16 protein-coding genes are annotated in these 16507 nt (G+C 64.2%); 8 read left to right on the top strand and 8 right to left on the bottom strand.

Annotation, left to right across the window (positions count from 1 at the left end):
* Nucleotides 1–92: 92 nt before the first annotated feature.
* Both JQ604_RS00555 and JQ604_RS00560 read left to right on the top strand, forming a co-directional pair.
* Nucleotides 93–1088, top strand: coding sequence for an NAD(P)H-dependent flavin oxidoreductase (locus JQ604_RS00555; RefSeq protein ID WP_212351950.1), 996 nt, complete (start codon nucleotides 93–95; stop codon nucleotides 1086–1088).
* A 119-nt stretch (nucleotides 1089–1207) separates the two neighbouring features.
* On the top strand, nucleotides 1208–2176 hold the full coding sequence (locus tag JQ604_RS00560) for a zinc-binding dehydrogenase (RefSeq protein ID WP_212351952.1): 969 nt from the start codon (nucleotides 1208–1210) through the stop codon (nucleotides 2174–2176).
* Nucleotides 2177–2268: 92 nt separating this feature from the next.
* Here JQ604_RS00560 and JQ604_RS00565 read toward each other — a convergent pair whose 3' ends face one another.
* Nucleotides 2269–3105 (bottom strand): amidohydrolase family protein, encoded by an 837-nt coding sequence (locus JQ604_RS00565; RefSeq protein WP_212351954.1) that lies wholly within the window; start codon nucleotides 3103–3105, stop codon nucleotides 2269–2271.
* Nucleotides 3106–3285: 180 nt separating this feature from the next.
* On the opposite strand from JQ604_RS00565, the gene JQ604_RS00570 reads away from it, so the two are divergent.
* Nucleotides 3286–3843 (top strand): CAP domain-containing protein, encoded by a 558-nt coding sequence (locus JQ604_RS00570; protein WP_212351956.1) that lies wholly within the window; start codon nucleotides 3286–3288, stop codon nucleotides 3841–3843.
* A gap of 275 nt (nucleotides 3844–4118) precedes the next feature.
* Nucleotides 4119–4451 carry a hypothetical protein gene (locus JQ604_RS41370; RefSeq protein ID WP_433996213.1) on the top strand — a complete coding sequence of 111 codons (333 nt, stop codon included), beginning with the start codon at nucleotides 4119–4121 and terminating at the stop codon, nucleotides 4449–4451.
* A 58-nt stretch (nucleotides 4452–4509) separates the two neighbouring features.
* On the opposite strand, the gene JQ604_RS00580 is transcribed toward JQ604_RS41370, so the two are convergent.
* The 3 genes from JQ604_RS00580 to JQ604_RS00590 form a co-directional block, all read right to left on the bottom strand.
* On the bottom strand, nucleotides 4510–4962 hold the full coding sequence (locus JQ604_RS00580) for a hypothetical protein (protein WP_212351957.1): 453 nt from the start codon (nucleotides 4960–4962) through the stop codon (nucleotides 4510–4512).
* Nucleotides 4963–5141: 179 nt separating this feature from the next.
* Nucleotides 5142–5393: a hypothetical protein gene (locus tag JQ604_RS00585; RefSeq protein ID WP_212351959.1), complete on the bottom strand. Its 252-nt coding sequence runs from the start codon at nucleotides 5391–5393 to the stop codon at nucleotides 5142–5144.
* Between the two features lie 133 nt (nucleotides 5394–5526).
* Nucleotides 5527–5700, bottom strand: coding sequence for a hypothetical protein (locus JQ604_RS00590; protein ID WP_212351961.1), 174 nt, complete (start codon nucleotides 5698–5700; stop codon nucleotides 5527–5529).
* Between the two features lie 351 nt (nucleotides 5701–6051).
* On the opposite strand from JQ604_RS00590, the gene JQ604_RS00595 reads away from it, so the two are divergent.
* The gene (locus JQ604_RS00595) at nucleotides 6052–6210 is read left to right on the top strand and encodes a hypothetical protein (RefSeq protein WP_212351962.1); all 159 of its coding nucleotides are present in this window, start codon (nucleotides 6052–6054) and stop codon (nucleotides 6208–6210) included.
* Between the two features lie 91 nt (nucleotides 6211–6301).
* On the opposite strand, the gene JQ604_RS00600 is transcribed toward JQ604_RS00595, so the two are convergent.
* Both JQ604_RS00600 and JQ604_RS00605 read right to left on the bottom strand, forming a co-directional pair.
* Complete coding sequence (locus JQ604_RS00600; RefSeq protein ID WP_212351964.1) at nucleotides 6302–8080, bottom strand: adenylate/guanylate cyclase domain-containing protein; 1779 nt, start codon at nucleotides 8078–8080, stop codon at nucleotides 6302–6304.
* A gap of 63 nt (nucleotides 8081–8143) precedes the next feature.
* Nucleotides 8144–9727 (bottom strand): winged helix-turn-helix domain-containing tetratricopeptide repeat protein, encoded by a 1584-nt coding sequence (locus JQ604_RS00605; protein ID WP_212351966.1) that lies wholly within the window; start codon nucleotides 9725–9727, stop codon nucleotides 8144–8146.
* Between the two features lie 179 nt (nucleotides 9728–9906).
* On the opposite strand from JQ604_RS00605, the gene JQ604_RS00610 reads away from it, so the two are divergent.
* From JQ604_RS00610 to JQ604_RS00620, 3 genes are all read left to right on the top strand, one after another.
* Nucleotides 9907–10146, top strand: a complete 240-nt coding sequence (locus JQ604_RS00610; protein WP_212351968.1) for a DUF1127 domain-containing protein — start codon at nucleotides 9907–9909, stop codon at nucleotides 10144–10146.
* A 770-nt stretch (nucleotides 10147–10916) separates the two neighbouring features.
* Nucleotides 10917–12305, top strand: a complete 1389-nt coding sequence (locus JQ604_RS00615; RefSeq protein ID WP_212351970.1) for a cation-efflux pump — start codon at nucleotides 10917–10919, stop codon at nucleotides 12303–12305.
* A gap of 193 nt (nucleotides 12306–12498) precedes the next feature.
* Nucleotides 12499–14814, top strand: coding sequence for a sensor histidine kinase (locus JQ604_RS00620; protein WP_212351972.1), 2316 nt, complete (start codon nucleotides 12499–12501; stop codon nucleotides 14812–14814).
* 104 nt (nucleotides 14815–14918) lie between these two features.
* Here the strand turns inward: JQ604_RS00620 and JQ604_RS00625 are convergent, their stop codons facing one another.
* The gene (locus JQ604_RS00625) at nucleotides 14919–15698 is read right to left on the bottom strand and encodes an ABC transporter permease (RefSeq protein WP_212351974.1); all 780 of its coding nucleotides are present in this window, start codon (nucleotides 15696–15698) and stop codon (nucleotides 14919–14921) included.
* Nucleotides 15695–16507, bottom strand: a complete 813-nt coding sequence (locus tag JQ604_RS00630; RefSeq protein ID WP_212352689.1) for an ABC transporter permease — start codon at nucleotides 16505–16507, stop codon at nucleotides 15695–15697. Before JQ604_RS00630 ends, JQ604_RS00625 begins: the two co-directional genes overlap by 4 nt.

Below are 16507 nucleotides of genomic sequence, written 5' to 3' on the forward strand. Positions count from 1 at the left end.
AGGATAGACTTTTGCAGGGGCTAACGGCATCCTGCCCGTCAAATCCAAGGAAAACGCGCGGGCCTCCCGCCGCGGGGAAACAGAGGGCAGCAATGATCAAGACTCGCTTCACGGAAATGTTCGGCGTCGACCACCCGATCGTGCAGGGCGGCATGCAATGGGTCGGACGCGCGGAGCTGGTCGCCGCCGTCGCCAATGCCGGCGCGCTCGGCATGATCACGGCGCTGACCCAGCCGACGCCGGACGATTTGCGCAAGGAGATCGCGCGCTGCCGCGAGATGACCGACAAGCCGTTCGGCGTCAACCTCACCATCCTGCCCGCGATCAAGCCGCCGCCCTACGCCGAATATCGCCAGGCCATCATCGAGAGCGGCATCAAGATCGTCGAGACCGCCGGCAACAAGCCGCAGGAGCATGTCGACGAATTCAAGAAGCACGGCGTCAAGGTCCTGCACAAATGCACCAGCGTGCGTCACGCGCTCTCCGCCGAACGGATGGGCGCCGATGCGATCTCGATCGACGGCTTCGAATGCGCGGGTCACCCCGGCGAGGACGACACGCCCGGTCTCATTTTGATTCCTGCCGCCGCCGACAAGGTGAAGATCCCGATGATCGCCTCCGGCGGCTTCGGTGATGCGCGCGGACTTGTTGCCGCGTTGGCGCTGGGTGCGGAGGGTATCAACATGGGCACGCGCTTCATGTGCACCAAGGAGAGCCCGATCCATCAGCTGGTGAAGGAGAAGATCGTCGCCAATGACGAGCGCGAGACCGAGTTGATCTTCCGCACCATGCGCAACACCTCGCGCGTCGCCAAGAACGCGATCTCGACCAAGGTGGTGGCGATGGAAAAGGAAGGCGCCAAGTTCGAGGACGTCCGCGAGCTCGTCGCCGGCGCCCGCGGCAAGATGGTCTACGCCACCGGAGATGCCGACGAAGGCATCTGGTCGGCCGGCCAGGTGCAGGGCCTGATCCACGACATCCCCTCCTGCGCCGAATTGATCTCGCGCATCGTCCGCGAGGCCGAGGCGATCATCCGCGAGCGGTTCGAAGCGATGCTGTCCGGCGGTAAGCGCCAGGCCGCGGAATAACCGCGAACGAGATTCGTAGGGCGGATTAGCGTTAGCGTAATCCGCCATTCTTTGCGGCGACACGTGTCGGCGGATTACGCTTCGCTAATCCGCCCTACGCAAGAAGAAAGAGAAGAGCCATGAAAGCCTATGTCTACGGCGCCAACGGGCCTGTCATCACCGACGTTGCAAAGCCCTCGCCGAAGGGCACGCAGGTGCTGGTCAAGGTCCACGCCTGCGGCCTGAATCGCGCCGACCTCGGCATGACCAAGGGCCACGCGCATGGCGCGGCCGGCGGCGTCGGCACCGTGCTCGGCATGGAATGGGCCGGCGAGGTCGCCGAGCTCGGGCCTGACGCCAAGGGCGTCAAGGTCGGCGACAAGATCATGGGCTCGGGCGGTGCTGCGTTCGCCGAATACACGCTGGCCGATCACGGCCGCCTGTTCCGCGCGCCCTCCAACATGAATTTCGACGAGGCCGCGACGCTGCCCGTCGCGCTCGCCACCATGCACAACGCGGTCGTCACCAATGGCGCGCTGCAGGCAGGGCAAACCGTGCTGATCCAGGGCGCCAGCTCCGGCGTCGGATTGATGGCGATGCAGATCGCCAAGCATAAAGGTGCCAAGCTCGTGATCGGCTCATCGACGGATGCGATGCGCCGCGGTCGCCTGAAGGAATTCGGCGCCGATCTCGCTGTCGACTCCAAGGATCCCGGCTGGGTCGATCAGGTGCTTGCGGCCACCGGCGGCGAAGGCGTCGATCTCATCGTCGACCAGGTCTCCGGTCCCGTCGCCAACCAGAATCTGAAGGCGACCAAGGTCAAGGGCCGCATCGTCAATGTCGGCCGGCTCGGCGGCACCCATGGCGATTTCAACTTCGACCTGCACGCCGCGCGCCGCATCCAGTATATCGGCGTCACCTTCCGCACCCGCACCATCGAGGAGATCCGCGCGATCTTTGACGAAGTCCGCAAGGACATCTGGCCCGCGGTGGAATCGCGCAAGCTGCAGCTGCCGATCGACAAGGTCTACAAGTTCGACGACATCGGCGCGGCGTTCGCGCATATGGAAGCCAACCAGCACCTCGGCAAGATCGTGGTGACGCTATGAGGTGCGTAGGGCGGATTAGCGCTAGCGTAATCCGCCATTCTTCGCCGTAACACGGGTCGGCGGATTACGCCTACGGCTAATCCGCCCTACTTCTACTTCTTCGGCGTCCACCGGTACGCCTTCGCGCAGGCACCGCCCATCAGCATCGCGCGCTCGGTCTCGCTGAGGCGGCTCGTCAAACGAAACGGCTCGACCGCCTGCTCGTAATTGACGACGGCGAACGCGCGCGTCCAGTCGGTGCCCCACAGGCAGCGCTCGAAACCCCAGGCGTCGAACACGCGCGCCAGCGGATCCCAGATGTCGTCAAACGGATACGGCTCGCGCGACAGCGTGCAGGCGCCGCTGACCTTGATCACCGCGTTCCGGCGCTTGGCGAGCTCCAGCACCTTCGGCAGCTCGGCCCATGGCTTTTCCGGCGCGCCCGGCACGCGCGGCTGCAGCAGGCCGAGATGATCGATGATGAAGCGCGTGCCGGGATGGCGGTCGACCAGCGCGATGCCCTCGTCGAGATTGTCCCAGCACAGCAGGTTGACCGGAAAATCATGGCGCACCGCGGCGCGTGCGATCCGGTCGTGCCCGGGATCGTCGGCCGCGCGGCCATCCTTCGGCAGCATGATGCGGATGCCGACGGTGCCCGGTGTCGCCTTCCACTCCGCGACGACATCGGCGACGGCAGGATTGTCGGGATCCACCGGCTTGACGATGCCGAACCTGCCGGGATGTGCGCGCTGCACCTCCACCGCGTAGCTCGCGTCATAGCGATACATCGAGAACGCCGAGATGAAGATCGCGCCGTCGACGCCGACCTTGTCCATCGCCGCGACCATCTCGTCGCCGGTGACGTGATCGGGCCAGTTCGGCACCGTCGCCCATGGCCGCTTCGGGCTGTTGGCCTCATAGGCATGGACCTGGGAATCGATCACCGTCATCGGGGCCTCTCCTTGTGTGGGGTCTTCTCCGGAACGCACGGTTTTCGTGCGCGCCGCAGCCTATCCCCGGTTGGCCGCAACGCAAAGCGCGAAACCAGCGACATACGCAGCCCGCATTGCCCACGGAGCGATGGTCTTGTATTGCGTTGGCCCGGCAACGAACGCTTTGGAGGGTCGATGATGCAGCGCGCGGTTGGCGGAGTCCTCGCACTTTGTCTGCTGCTGGCAGCCATGCCTGCATTGGCAGCCGACTCGCCGGCCGAACTGATCTCGCGCTTCCGTCTCGCGCATGGCGAGCCGCGCGTGGTGCGCGATGCGACGCTCGATCGCATTGCGATGGACCAGGCTCGCGCCATGGCGGCAAAGGACAATCTCAGCCACGACGTGCTCGGCTCGTTCTTCACCCGGGTCGCACCGGCGAAGGCGGGGCGCGCGGCCGAGAACATCGCCTATGGCTACGAGAGTTTCGAGAAAACCCTCGGCCAGTGGATCGATTCCTCCGGCCATCGCAAGAACCTGCTGCTGCACAATGCGTCCCGCGTCGGGATCGCGAGCGCGAAAGATGCCAGCGGCAAGCGCACCTACTGGGCCATGGTGATCGCCGGCGATTACGAGCCGAAGCCGGGTAAAGGCAAGAAAGGCAAGGAGCCGGTTGTTGTTGTGAAGCGCGAGGTGGTCCCTGCCAGCCGCTCCAAGCCCAGGGAGTGCCACGTCAAGCTGCTCGGACTTTGCATCTGACTTCGCAGGATGGGTGGAGCGCAAGCGATACCCATCACCTCGCCACTCGGATGCAATTGATGGGTATCGCTGCGCTCCACCCATCCTGCAAGATGAGTTCGCAGAGCGGATGAGCGCTGGCGTCATCCGCGTTCTGTCGGCACGCGACGGCGGATTATGCCTGATCCGCCCTCCGCGCGACGCAGGCAGATCATCACGAACAATGCTTGATCTGTATCAAGCCGCGCAGGGCACGCGATGTTGTGGTGCCGGGGTTCTTCATGAAGGAGAGACCCATGAGAATGGTCAGAAAATCCGTCCTTGCGATCGCTGCCTGCGCGTGTGCAGCGATGTTCTCCGTCAATTGGTCCGAGCCAGGCGGCGTCTCGCTCTCGGTCGACAGCGCCCGGGCCCGCGTCGGCCGGCCACTGACTCCCGTCAGCGTCGCCGGCGTCGCGCGTCGTCAGACGCGACGGGCCGTCGTGGGTACAGCCGCGGTCGGAGCAGCGGCCGTGGGAGCCTATGGCGCCTATGGTTACGCGCGCTATCCTTCTTACGATCAGGGCTATGTGTGCCAGCCCGGCACGTACTTCCGCGGTGCGGATGGCCGGCGGCAGCTGTGCCAATAACTAGCTGAATTGCCGGGGACCATCGGTTGCCGCGGTGGTCCCCTCATCATGTCAGGCATCAGCGCCACTCGAAGAACCCGAACGCATATTGCCGGTGCCGCATCGCCAGATATGTCGGCGGCGGCCCATAATACCGGCTCGGCCGAGCTGCGCGATAGGGCGGCCGGTGTTGACGCCGGTGCTGACCAACCGATACCTGCGGCGCGACATCCGGCTTTGGCAGCATCGCGAATGCGTCGCGCGCGGGCGAAGCCTCGACCGGGATGGCCGGCGCCGCGACAACATCGGGCACTCCTGCGATTTCAACCGTCGCGCCCGCTTCTGCCGGGGACGGAACCGGCGCCCGGGCCGTATCGAAAACGACCCGCTCGGGCCAATTCTCAACCGAGAAGATCCGGATGATGGGCGGATGCACCGCGGCCTTCTCGACGACCGGCAGCTGCGGGCAAAAATAGTCGGCGAGCAACAGCAGCGCGAACAGCACCGCGCCGACATTGCGGAAATACGCCACCACAGGCATCCTGTCGCTCCGCGCCCCCCACGTGACTCGGGCTGCCGCGACACTCTCAAGTTGTAGCCGGAATCGACACAGCAGGCAACCGCTCGCGTGCCCGGCCGCATTCCGGCGCGTCCGCTCAAACTATCATCAACGGGTCGGAACAGATGCGATGCGCATCCCTTGCGAGACAGCTAGCGCCGCACCCCAACGCGATTGACGCCGCCGTTCAAATTGCCGCCGACATTGTTACGGACCGCAGCCCGCGCGACGGGCCGGGGCCGCAGGACGACGCCGGCTCTCGCGATGCAGCCTGCGGGATAGCCGACATAGGTGCAATACACCACCGCGCTCGCCGGCTTGCTGTCGAACGACACAAAGGCGATCGACAACAGGGCGGAGCAGACGAATCCGGTCACGGTCAGGGATTTTCGATATCGTGTCACTTGAACCTCCCAGTTTTGGCCAGAACCCAAGCTGCGCGCGCGCAGCACCCCGCGCTTGACCTAGATCAACGCCGGGCAACCTTTGGCTTGTTCGGGCATGGCTTGAGACTTCTCTTGTCGCAGGATGGCGAGATCAATCCGGCGGACGAAGGGTGCTGTGGATCCACCCCACGACGACTTCGGACTGCAGCGGATCCGGAGCGTCGCAAGCGCGGCACAGCATGATCGACGGCCCGTTGCCCTCGGACGGCGACACCGCGATCATCTTGCGTCCGCATCTCGGACAGTTCGGAGGTGCATTCGCCATGGACACCTCCTTCGACCAGGCACAATGTGGCGCGGAGAACCGCAAGCCGGTCGCAGCAATAGCAAAGCGCGAACCTGCGGCCAGCGCTATTGATCCAATGGACAGTATCCGGTCAATCCGGCTGACACATCGCGCGAACGAGAACGTCAACAGCCGCCGCACGAACCCACGCGACACAAAGACCGACGTCAGGGCGGTCAATGCAACGCGCAGCCAAGGGCCAAGGCGACATACCCGCTCGACCAGCCGCGGGCTGAGCGAGGTCAAGGTCTCCGGCGCGGCGCTCGTCGTCTACGCGGCCAAGCATGGCCAGTCGCGCTTGACGGCGAAGGCGGCAATTCGCTGTTCGCGGTGGCGTTCGCGCAACGCATCGCCACGCCCAATGTCGAGATCAACAAGCTGTTCCGCCTCGTGCGCGACGACATGATGGAGGCGACCGCCGGGCGCCAGGAACCCTACACCTACGGCTCGCTGCCCGGCCGTGAGGACTTCTATTTCCTCGCGAAGTAGCATGGCGGCTCCTTGGATGTGGAGCGGCCAGGGCACCCCTCATGTCCTTCCACGCAAACGCACGCCGCGTTCCGACGCGAACATCTACGACCTACTCCGGCAAGCCCGCAGCTTGCAGGGCCACGACGATCCGCTCACGCATCTCGGCTGAACGGAAGGGAACGGCCTGTCGGCCACGAGACGCATGATAGTCCGGCTGAAGTTTCAACAATCGCGCCGCCGCTTCGTGGGCTTCGGCAACATGTCCGGCGCGGATGGCGTTCGCGATATAGGCTTCGAGCATATTGGTATCGGCGGTGAACTGGAATGCCTTCGCCGCCGAGGCGCATCCCTCCTCGAAACGCTCCTGATAAAAGTGTGAAAACGAGATTCCCAGCCAGGCGGTCGCTCGCAGCGGGTCAAAGGGGCTCAGCCTGATCATTCGCTCAAGGCTCTCGATTGCGCGCTCCGGTTCACCACACATCAGCGCCACCCAGCCCCGGGAATACCAGGCGATGGCGAGATTTGGGTTGAGGGCAACGGCCTGCTCGACCATCGCCAATCCGCGATCGTATTCGTGCCCGAAGTATGTCAGCACATGGCCGCATCTGGCCAATGTGAACGCGTCGGAATTTGCCGTTCTTGCGCCTGACCGGGCGAACTGAACCGCATCTGCCCGCATGTCGTCGGTCAGAGGCAGGCCGCCGGTCACCTGCTGCACGAGGAATGTCCATGCAGCCATGGCATATGCCGCGGCGTAGTCCGCGTCCCGCGCAAGCGCCTCCTTGAACAGGGCTCTCGCCTCAGCTTGCCTCCGCCGGCTTATCCCCAGCGCGATGCCGCGCAGGTAGAAGTCGTAGCTATCCAGCTTTTCAGTCGGCTTTTGTCTCGATCGTTCGATCTCGGCCTGTTCGAGTTTCGGAGCAATCAGCCCCACGACCTTGGCGGTGACCTGGTCTTGCAGGCCGAATACGTCCTCAAGCGCACCATCGAAATGGTCGGCCCACAAATATCGATCCGTCGCCGCTTCGACGAGCTGCCCGGTAATGCGGACTCGGCTTCCGGCTTTTCGCACGCTTCCCTCGAGGACATAGCGGACGCCGAGTTCTCTGCCGACCTGCTTTACGGTGACCGCGCGCCCCTTGTAGGTGAAGCTCGAGTTGCGGCCGATCACGAACAGCGATTTGAAGCGAGATAGCGCGGTGATGATTTCTTCAGCCATGCCGTCGGCAAAATACTCCTGCTCGGGGTCGCCGCTCATGTTCTCGAACGGCAACACGGCAATGGATGGCTTGTCGGGCAGTGGCAGCGCCTGGGCCGTCGCGAGCGGTGGCTTCGCCGATCTTACCGCGGGAACACCCGAATCTATCTTGAAACGCCACGCGCGCATTGGTTCAGCAATATTCTTCAGGCTCTGCAGCCCGATATCCTCAAAGGCGATATCGACCTTGCCGCGAATCTGACGTTGCGCGTCGTCTGAAATGCAGACGCTGCCAGGCTCCGCTATTCCCTCAAGACGCACCGCAATATTGACGCCGTCTCCGAAGATATCGTTTTCATCGACGATGATGTCTCCGAGATGGATACCAATACGAAATTCGATCCGCTCGGCCTGCTGCACCATGGCGTTCTGCTCTGCCATGCCGCGCTGGATTGCGATGGCGCAGCGCACAGCGTCCACGACGCTGGCGAACTCGACCAGCATGCCATCGTCGGTGTATTTGACGACCTTGCCGCGATGCTCGCTGATCCTGGGGTCAGCGAGCCCACGCAGGCGCTCCTTGAGGCGGATGTGGGTCCCCTCCTCATCGAGGCCGGTCAAGCGACTATATCCGACTACATCGGCCGCAAGGATGGCCGCAAGCCGCCTTTCAACGCGATGGTCGGTCAAAAACGGCCTCCCCTGATCGGTCGATCCGTCGATGCATCAAAGCATCTTGCCATTGCCCGACTGTCATTCAGGCAGCCCGGCTCGTCTCAATGCATCCTTGTAGCGCTCAAGATCTTCGAGATGCCGCTGAGGCACCATGTCTCGTATGTTGGAAAGACGCAGACCGGGACGCAAATGCAGCAGCCGAGCGACCGCTGCATTAGCCCTATCCAGGCACCCCAACATGGCGTTGCTCGCGGCAGCCACGCGTAGCGCGGCTGGAAAGTCGGGGCTGTCCCGTAGCGCCATAGCGGCCCACGACGCGGCCTCATCGTAGCGACCCAGGAGGAAGTGCGCATAGGCGATTCCGTTGCGCATGCCCATCAAGCGTGGATCGAGAGGATTCAGGCGGATGGCATGCGCAAAGTAATCGATCGCCGATGACGGCTCGCCGAGCCAATCCTTTATCCAGCCGCCGGCGTGCCACGCCTCGGCAAAATTCGGATTGAGCGCAAGCGCCCGATCGATCAAGGCGATGCCTTGGTCGAGATCGTGAACGATGGCCGCCAACGCCCACCCGCTGGCAGCGAGCGCGATCGCGTCATCCTTGCCCAACTCGATTGCACGCTTCGTCAGCCGCGTTACCTCGGCAACTTCATCCGCCACTTCCGGAATCCAGCCGACCCCCTTGCCATACGCGTAACAGGATGCAGCGCGGCCATAGGCAGCCGCAAAGTCCGGGTCCAACTCGGTCGCATGGATGAACAAGCGCAGGGCTTCTTGATACGGTTGTTGGCCGATGACCTGATAGATGAACTGATAAAAACTGGACATGCCTCGCAGATAGACGGTGTAGGCGTCGAGGCTGTCGGTAGGATTGCGCTTGGCACGCTCGATCTCGGCACTCTCCACCGCCGGCGCGATCGCACCCACGACGCTCTCGGTCACCCGGTCCTGCAATTCGAAGATGTCCCCGAGCCCACCGTCGAACCGGCCCGACCAGAGATGCACGCCCGACGACGTATCAGCGAGCTGTCCGGTAATCCGCACGCGATCTGAAATCTTGCGAACGCTACCCTCCAGGACATAACGCACGCCAAGTTCGCGCCCGACCTGCTTTACGTCGACCGCCTGCCCCTTGTAGGTGAAGCTCGAGTGGCGGGCTATGACGAACAGCTCCTTGAAGCGGGACAGCGCCGTTATGATGTCCTCGGCCATCCCGTCCGCAAAGTAATCCTGCTCCGGATCGGAGCTCAGGTTGCTGAAGGGGAGAACGGCCACCGACGGTTTGTCGGGAAGCGCTAGCGAGGAGACCGGCTGTCGCGCGTTGGCATCGCTCACCAGATCATCTGCAGGGCTCTCCTCCCGGACGACGCCGACGAAACGAAAACCTTTGCGTGGAAGCGTCTTGATAAGCCGCTGCTCCTCCCCGGAATCGCTGACCGTACCGCGAGCTGCGTTCAGACGTGTCGTGAGCGCGGCGTCGGACACGATGCGACCGTTCCAGACGGCGGCAATGAGGTCGTCCTTGCTGACCACGCGATCCCGGTTACGGATCAGGTATTCGAGCAGGTCGAAGACCTGCGGCGCCATCGGAATGACGGCCGCCCCGCGACGTAACTCGCGCCGGCCAGTATCGAATGCGAAATTCTCGAAGAGATAGAGCAAGTTGCTAATCCCTCCAGTGCCGCCTCCGCTTCGCCGGCGACATTCGCGTCCCCGGTAGCCAGAGAAGTAGCCGAAGCATAAGCCGCCGGTAAGGGAAAAGTAAGCGAACGATCAAGCGGACCCTCTCGGGTCCTGACACCCTCCCCCTGTTGAAACCAACATTTCAGAGGAGCGCCACGATGAACGCGATCCACGGGGCGATCAGATTTGGGCTCTCCCTTGCGCCGTCGCCGCGCGTCTGCGGCCTGCTCAGGACATGCCGGGATACGTTACAGGAGTGGCGCCAACGCCAAAGGCTCCGCGACCGTTTGTCTGAGCTGAGCGACAGGGAACTGATGGATATCGGTACCACGCGCGGAGAGATCGACTACGTCGCGTCGAACCGCACCATCGATCCACGCGGATCGTTGCAGTGTTGAGACACATGGCCTCGACGCCTTCCCACTCTCGCATGGTGCCGATGGCCTCGGACCGCAGTTTCAGGGATCAACTGTTGCCCATTCGACACGACGGGCAAATCAGTCCGCCAGCCCAAAACCCGTCAAGTCCTCGCGACAAAAATAATTCGCCTTGACAGAAGTTCGGATTGATGTATGATCCTCCCCGTCTCATCCGTTGAGGGGCGTTTCGCGATCGTCACGAACGCGGTGTGAGATGCGGTGGCCGCCAAGGTGCGCGAGACGAATGCGCCGAGGCGGACGGTGAAATCGTGTGGATCTGCCGCCCCGATGCTGGTGGCAAGTTCGCGAGAGGCCAACGCCCCTTGCGGATGACGGTGACAACCAAGCATGGTCTCGCCGGGGTGAGCACGTATAAGCCGTAAGCCCATCGCGCAGGGAATGTCGGATTGCCTCCGCTGAACCTGTATGCTCGTGTGCGCCACTTTCTACTCATTGCACGCGAGACCGCGGGTGCAGCGTGCACCCGGCATTCCCTGCGCCCTCTTCCTTCCGAGGGCCGACGACCATGCAAGGCTCGGGCGAAAGGCGCCGCGAGATCGCGAAGCTATATCTGAACGGACCGAAGCTGCATCTGAATGGACCCCTTTATCTGAACGGACCAATGAGCTTGCCGACCGCATCTGCTGAATTCGGAACAATTCGCAGGACAGCTGCACTTGCAAGTGAGTTGCGATTGCGGCTCATGATCGACGCTTGATGTTCACGGACGCCCTGCTAAACCGCCGCCCATGACTGCCTCCCATACCCCTTCCCCCGCCACCAAGACATCGGTTGCCGCGATCTCGATCTTCGCCAGCGGCGGCATGGCCGCGGCAAAGCTCGTGGTCGGCATCGCAATCGGCTCGCTGGCGCTGATCTCGGAAGCGCTGCACAGCGCGATCGACCTGGTCGCGACCATCATCACCTGGGCGGTGGTGCGCGTCTCCGACCAGCCGGCGGATGCCGAGCATCATTACGGCCACGGCAAGTTCGAGAGCGTCTCCGCGCTCGGCATCATCGCCCTGCTCTACGTGCTGGCCGGCGGCATTCTGGTGCAGGCCTATGGCCATCTGCGCGAGGGCGCCGCGCCGCCAACGGTCTCGGCGGGTCCGTTCGCCGTGCTGGCGATCGACATCGCCGTCAATTTGTGGCGCGCCCGCGCGCTGCATCGTGCGGCGCGCGCAACCAAGAGCCAGGCGCTCGCGGCCGACGCGCTGCATTTTGCATCCGATGTGATGGGCTCGTGTGCCGTCATCGTCGGCCTCATCCTGGCCGGGCTCGGTTTCTGGTGGGGCGACGCCGCCGCGGCGATCGTGGTCGCCATCATGATCGCCCTGCTGGGCCTGCGGATGGCACGCGAGACGGTCGAGACCCTGCTCGACCGCGCGCCGGAAGGCGCGCTGGACAAGGCGACATCTGCGATCTCGGCGGTGCCGGGTGTGGTCGGCGTCGACCGCCTGCGCGTGCGCATGGTCGGCCCCACCCATTTCATCGACGCGATCGCCAAGGTGCCGCGCACCTATCCGATCGACCGCGTCGAGGAGATCAAGCGCAGGGCACAGGAGGCGGTGACGAAGGCGCTCGGCGATGCCGACCTCACCTTCACCGCCGTCCCCGTCGCGCGCGACAATGAGAGCGTGCGCGAGCGCATCATGGTGATCGCGCGCAATTCCGGGCTCGCCATCCACCACGTCACGGTGCACGATCTCGGCCACAAGCTGATCGTCGGCATCGACCTCGAGGTCGACGGCGGGATGGAACTGACCGCGGCGCACGCCATCGCCCACGATCTCGAGCACGCGATCCGCGAGAGTTTTGGCGAGGACGTCGAGGTCGACACCCATATCGAGCCGCTCGAGCCCGAAACGCCATGGGGCAACGACGCCCCACCCGACCGCGTCGAGGCCATCCGGGCCGCACTGACGCGCTTTGCCGATGGCGGGGCGATCCACGACGTCCACAATGTGCGGGTCCGCGACACCGATGCCGGCGAGATCGTCAACTTCCACTGCCGCGCCGCGCCGTCGATGAGCGTGATCAAGGTGCACGAGAGCGTGGACGAGATCGAGCGCGAATTGCGGCGCGCGTTCCCCACCATCAAGCGCGTGATCAGTCACGCCGAGCCGCCGCGCGCGTAGTTCTACGGAGTCGTTCCTGTTTCGGACTCATTCTGAACGGACCGATTCTCTCCGGGACAAGAATTATTTCGCGTTAACGAATCGTTGACTCTCGACAGTCCGGAAAATCTGGATTCAAATCATCATGATTCGAATGCTGCGTGGGGCGCATCCGAACCGTGTAAAAAGCAAGCTTAAGGCGGGGGTCTAAAGCATGGCGCGCGCGCATGCCGCGAACGCGTGTGTCCAATCCGATTCGATCAAGGGATTGGCGCAGTCGATCGCGAAACCGGCCTACACCAGGCTTCTCACGGCCGAGCCTGCCCTGCGGCGCGCGGTGCCGACCTTGATCATCGCCTTCCTCATCACGATCTGCCTCGGCGCCTTCGTGCAGGTGATCGACCAGAACCGGCAGAAGCGCAACGCGACGAAGCGCGACCTCGCCGCGCTGTCCGACATCCTCGCCGAGCGGCTCGACCGTCTGACCTCGGCGCGGCGCGAGCGGCTCGGCAACATCGAGCGAATGCAGGAGATCCTGCCCGACCTGATTCCGTCCTGGGGCATCGCGCTCGGCCGCCACGTCATCATCTCCGGCGCCGATCACCGCGTGCTGGCGCGCGTGCCGATCGACGGGCTCGGCGACAATGACCGCGTGCTCGACGTGATCTCCACCGCGCAGCTGCTCGCCGCGCCCGGCCAACAGGGCGTGGTGAGCGACATGATCCTGCCGAACGGCTCCAGCGCGCTGGCGATCTCGCGGCTGGTCAAGTCACTGCCCGGCCAGGTCGTCGTGATCCAGGAGAACAACGAGCCGATCTGGGGCTCGGATGCCGCATTGTCGGTGACGCTGTCGGCGACCACGGGCTTCGTGGTGCTGATCCTCGGCTTTGCCTTCCACTGGCAATCGACCCGCGCCCGCGAAGGCGACCTGATCAACGACGCCGTGCGCGGCCGCATCGACACCGCGCTGAACCGCGGCCGCTGCGGCCTGTGGGACTGGGATCTGTCGCGCGGAAGAATTTTCTGGTCGCAGTCGATGTTCACCCTGCTCGGCCTCGACACCCGCAACGACCTGCTCACCTTCGGCGAGGTCAACGCGCTGGTGAAGTCCGACGACATCAACCTGTTCGACATCGCCGATCAGCTGATCTCCGGCAAGATCGACCACATCGACCAGAGTTTCCGGATGCAGCACGTCGACGGCCACTGGATCTGGCTGCGCGTGCGCTGCGAGCTCAGCCACGCCGCCGCCGACAACGGCCTGCATCTGATCGGCATCGCCGTCGACATCACCGAGCAGAAGAGCCTCGCCGAGAAGACCGTCGAAGCCGACCTCCGTCTGCGCGATGCGATCGAGACCATCCCGGAAGCCTTCGTGCTGTGGGATGCCGAGGACCGCCTGGTGCTGTGCAACTCGCACTTCCAGCGCCTGCACAAGCTGCCCGACTCCGCCGTCACGCCCGGCACCTCCTACGAGACCGTGATCGAGGTCGGCAGCATGCCGGAGGTGCGCACCCGCCTGCAGGAGAGCAACGTGCCGGCGCCGGGGGCGCGCACCTTCGAGGCCCAGCTCGACGACGGCAGCTGGCTGCACATCAGCGAGCGCCGCACCAAGGACGGCGGCTACGTCTCGGTCGGCACCGACATCACCCGCATCAAGGAGCACGAGCAGAAGCTGGTCGACAACGATCTGCGGCTGCGCGCCTCGGTGATCGATTTGAAGCGCTCGCAGGGCGAGCTGGAGCGGCAGGCCGACGAGCTCGCCGACCTCGCGGACAAATACTCCAAGGAGAAGACCCGCGCCGAGGAGGCCAACGCCGCGAAGTCGAAGTTCCTCGCCAATATGAGCCACGAGCTGCGCACCCCGCTCAACGCCATCATCGGCTTCTCCGAGATCATGGGCAGCGGCCTGTTCGGCACGCTCGGCTCGGACAAATACGCCGAGTACTGCCACGACATCCTGACCTCGGGGAAATACCTGCTCGAGGTGATCAACGACATCCTCGACATGTCGAAGATCGAGGCCGGCCGCATGAAGTTCGACATGGAGCCACTCGACCTCTCCAGCATCCTCGCCGAATCCCTGCGCGTCGTCTCCGGCCGCGCCGAGGACAAGGGGCTGTCGGTGGAGTCGGAAATCGAGAGCACGATCTCGGTGGTCGCCGACCGCCGCGCGGTGAAGCAGATCATCGTCAATTTGCTGTCGAATGCGGTGAAGTTCACGCCCGACAATGGCCGCGTGCTGGTGCGCGGCCAGCTGGTCAACGACTCCATCGTGCTGCTGATCGCCGACAGTGGCATTGGCATCGCCTCGGAATCGCTGCGGCGTTTGGGCAAGCCGTTCGAGCAGGTCGAGAGCCAGCTCACGAAGACCTATCAGGGCTCGGGCCTTGGCCTTGCGATCGCCCGCTCGCTCACCAACCTCCACGGCGGCTCGATGAAGCTGCGTTCGAAGCTTGGCGTCGGCACCGTCGTCCGCGTCACCCTGCCCCGCGACCCGCGCAAGCAGCAGGAGAAACTGGCCGCGTAGAGCATGATCCGGAAAGGAATTGTAGGGTGGGCAAAGCGAAGCGTGCCCACCCTCACGAGCGCGCCGCAAAAGGTGGGCACGGCGCAAACGCGCCTTTGCCCAGCCTACGTTTTGCGCCGCGTGGTCGCGATCAGCACCAGCAGGAAGGACGCCGCCGTCATCAAGGTCGAGATCGCCGCGATGGTCGGATCGATCTCGTCGCGCAGCGCGGTGAACATGCGCTTGGTCAGCGGCTGATACTGGCCGCCGGAGATGAACAGCGCGACGATGGTCTCGTCCATCGCCGAGATGAAGGCGAAGATGCCGCCGGCGACCACGCTCGCCTTGATCTGCGGCAGCGTCACCGCAAAGAAGCTGCGCAGCCGATTCATGCCGAGGCTGCGTGCCACCATCTCCTGCGCCGGGTCGAAGCTCTGCAGCCCGGCGACGACGGAGATGATGACATAGGGCAGACCGAGCATGACATTGGCAAGCACGAGCCCGGTCATCGACGCGACAAGGCCGACCTTGGCGTAGACGAAGAAGATGCCGACCGCGGTGATGATGATCGGCACCACCAGCGGCAGCAGCAGCGTCATGTGGATGACGCGCATGATCCGCCAGCTCGACTGACTGATGGCATAGGCTGCGGCGACGCCGAGTGGGGTTGCGATCGCGACGGTGAGGAAGGCGACCGTCAGCGTGACCCGCGTCGCCTGCATCCAGGCGGCGTTGCCGACATACTCCTGGTACCAGCGCAGCGACAGCGACGGCGGCGGGAAGGTCAGGAAGCGCGCGGAGGAGAACGACATCGGCGCGATGATCAGGATCGGCAGGATCAGATAGAGCAGCACCAGCGTGCAGAACACGACGAAGGCGATGCGGGTTGGGCGGGACGTCGTCATTTTTGCCCCAGCACGCGATCGAGCGGAATGAACCGGCTGACGGCGAAGAAGATCGCCGCCACCGCCGCGAGCAGCACGACGCCGACCGCGCTCGCCGCGCCCCACTGGTCGTAGAGCTCGACATTGCGGCTCACCAGCATCGAGACCATCACGGTGCGGCCGCCGCCGAGCAGCTCCGGCGTGATGTAGAAGCCGAGCGCCAGCACGAACACCAGCGTGCAGCCAGCCAGCACGCCCGGCAGCGACAGCGGCAGGAACACCCGCCAGAAGGTCAGCACCGGCCCTGCCCCGAGGCTGGCGCCGGCCTGCAAGAGATCACGCGGAATCTTCTGCATGGTGGCATAGAGCGGCAGCACCATGAAGGGCAGCAGGATGTGCAGCGTCGCCACCACCGTGCCGAAGGTGTTGTGCACCAGCGCCAGCGGCTCGTCGATCAGGCCGAGCTGCCGCAGCAACTGGTTGATCACGCCGGTCCGCTGCAGCAGCGCCAGCCAGGCATAGGCGCGCACCAGCACGCTGGTCCAGAACGGCAGCACCACCAGCGCCAGGATCACGATGTTCCAGCCGCGCGGCGCGATGCTGGCGGCATAGGCGATGGGATAGCCGAGCAGCAGCGCGAGCAGCGTCACCGCAAGGCTGATCTCGAAGGTCAGCGCAAAGCTGCGCCAATAGATATCCTCGCTGAAGATGCGGCGGTAGTTCTCAAAGGTGAAGCCGTTGTGCCAGATCGACTGCCAGGCCAGCCAGCCGACCGGCAGCACGATCAGCAGCAGGATCACCAGCAGCGCCGGCAGCGCCAGCGCCAGCAT

This window comes from Bradyrhizobium jicamae (genome assembly GCF_018130695.1).
GTDB lineage: Bacteria > Pseudomonadota > Alphaproteobacteria > Rhizobiales > Xanthobacteraceae > Bradyrhizobium > Bradyrhizobium jicamae_B.

Coding starts and splice junctions, on each gene's coding strand:
- JQ604_RS00555 (WP_212351950.1), top strand. CDS start 93: ATGATCAAGACTCGCTTCACGGAAATGTTCGGCGTCGACCACCCGATC.
- JQ604_RS00630 (WP_212352689.1), bottom strand. CDS start 16,507: ATGCTGGCGCTGGCGCTGCCGGCGCTGCTGGTGATCCTGCTGCTGATC.
- JQ604_RS00620 (WP_212351972.1), top strand. CDS start 12,499: ATGGCGCGCGCGCATGCCGCGAACGCGTGTGTCCAATCCGATTCGATC.
- JQ604_RS00570 (WP_212351956.1), top strand. CDS start 3,286: ATGCAGCGCGCGGTTGGCGGAGTCCTCGCACTTTGTCTGCTGCTGGCA.
- JQ604_RS00560 (WP_212351952.1), top strand. CDS start 1,208: ATGAAAGCCTATGTCTACGGCGCCAACGGGCCTGTCATCACCGACGTT.
- JQ604_RS00625 (WP_212351974.1), bottom strand. CDS start 15,698: ATGACGACGTCCCGCCCAACCCGCATCGCCTTCGTCGTGTTCTGCACG.
- JQ604_RS41370 (WP_433996213.1), top strand. CDS start 4,119: ATGAGAATGGTCAGAAAATCCGTCCTTGCGATCGCTGCCTGCGCGTGT.
- JQ604_RS00590 (WP_212351961.1), bottom strand. CDS start 5,700: ATGGCGAATGCACCTCCGAACTGTCCGAGATGCGGACGCAAGATGATC.
- JQ604_RS00565 (WP_212351954.1), bottom strand. CDS start 3,105: ATGACGGTGATCGATTCCCAGGTCCATGCCTATGAGGCCAACAGCCCG.
- JQ604_RS00610 (WP_212351968.1), top strand. CDS start 9,907: ATGAACGCGATCCACGGGGCGATCAGATTTGGGCTCTCCCTTGCGCCG.
- JQ604_RS00615 (WP_212351970.1), top strand. CDS start 10,917: ATGACTGCCTCCCATACCCCTTCCCCCGCCACCAAGACATCGGTTGCC.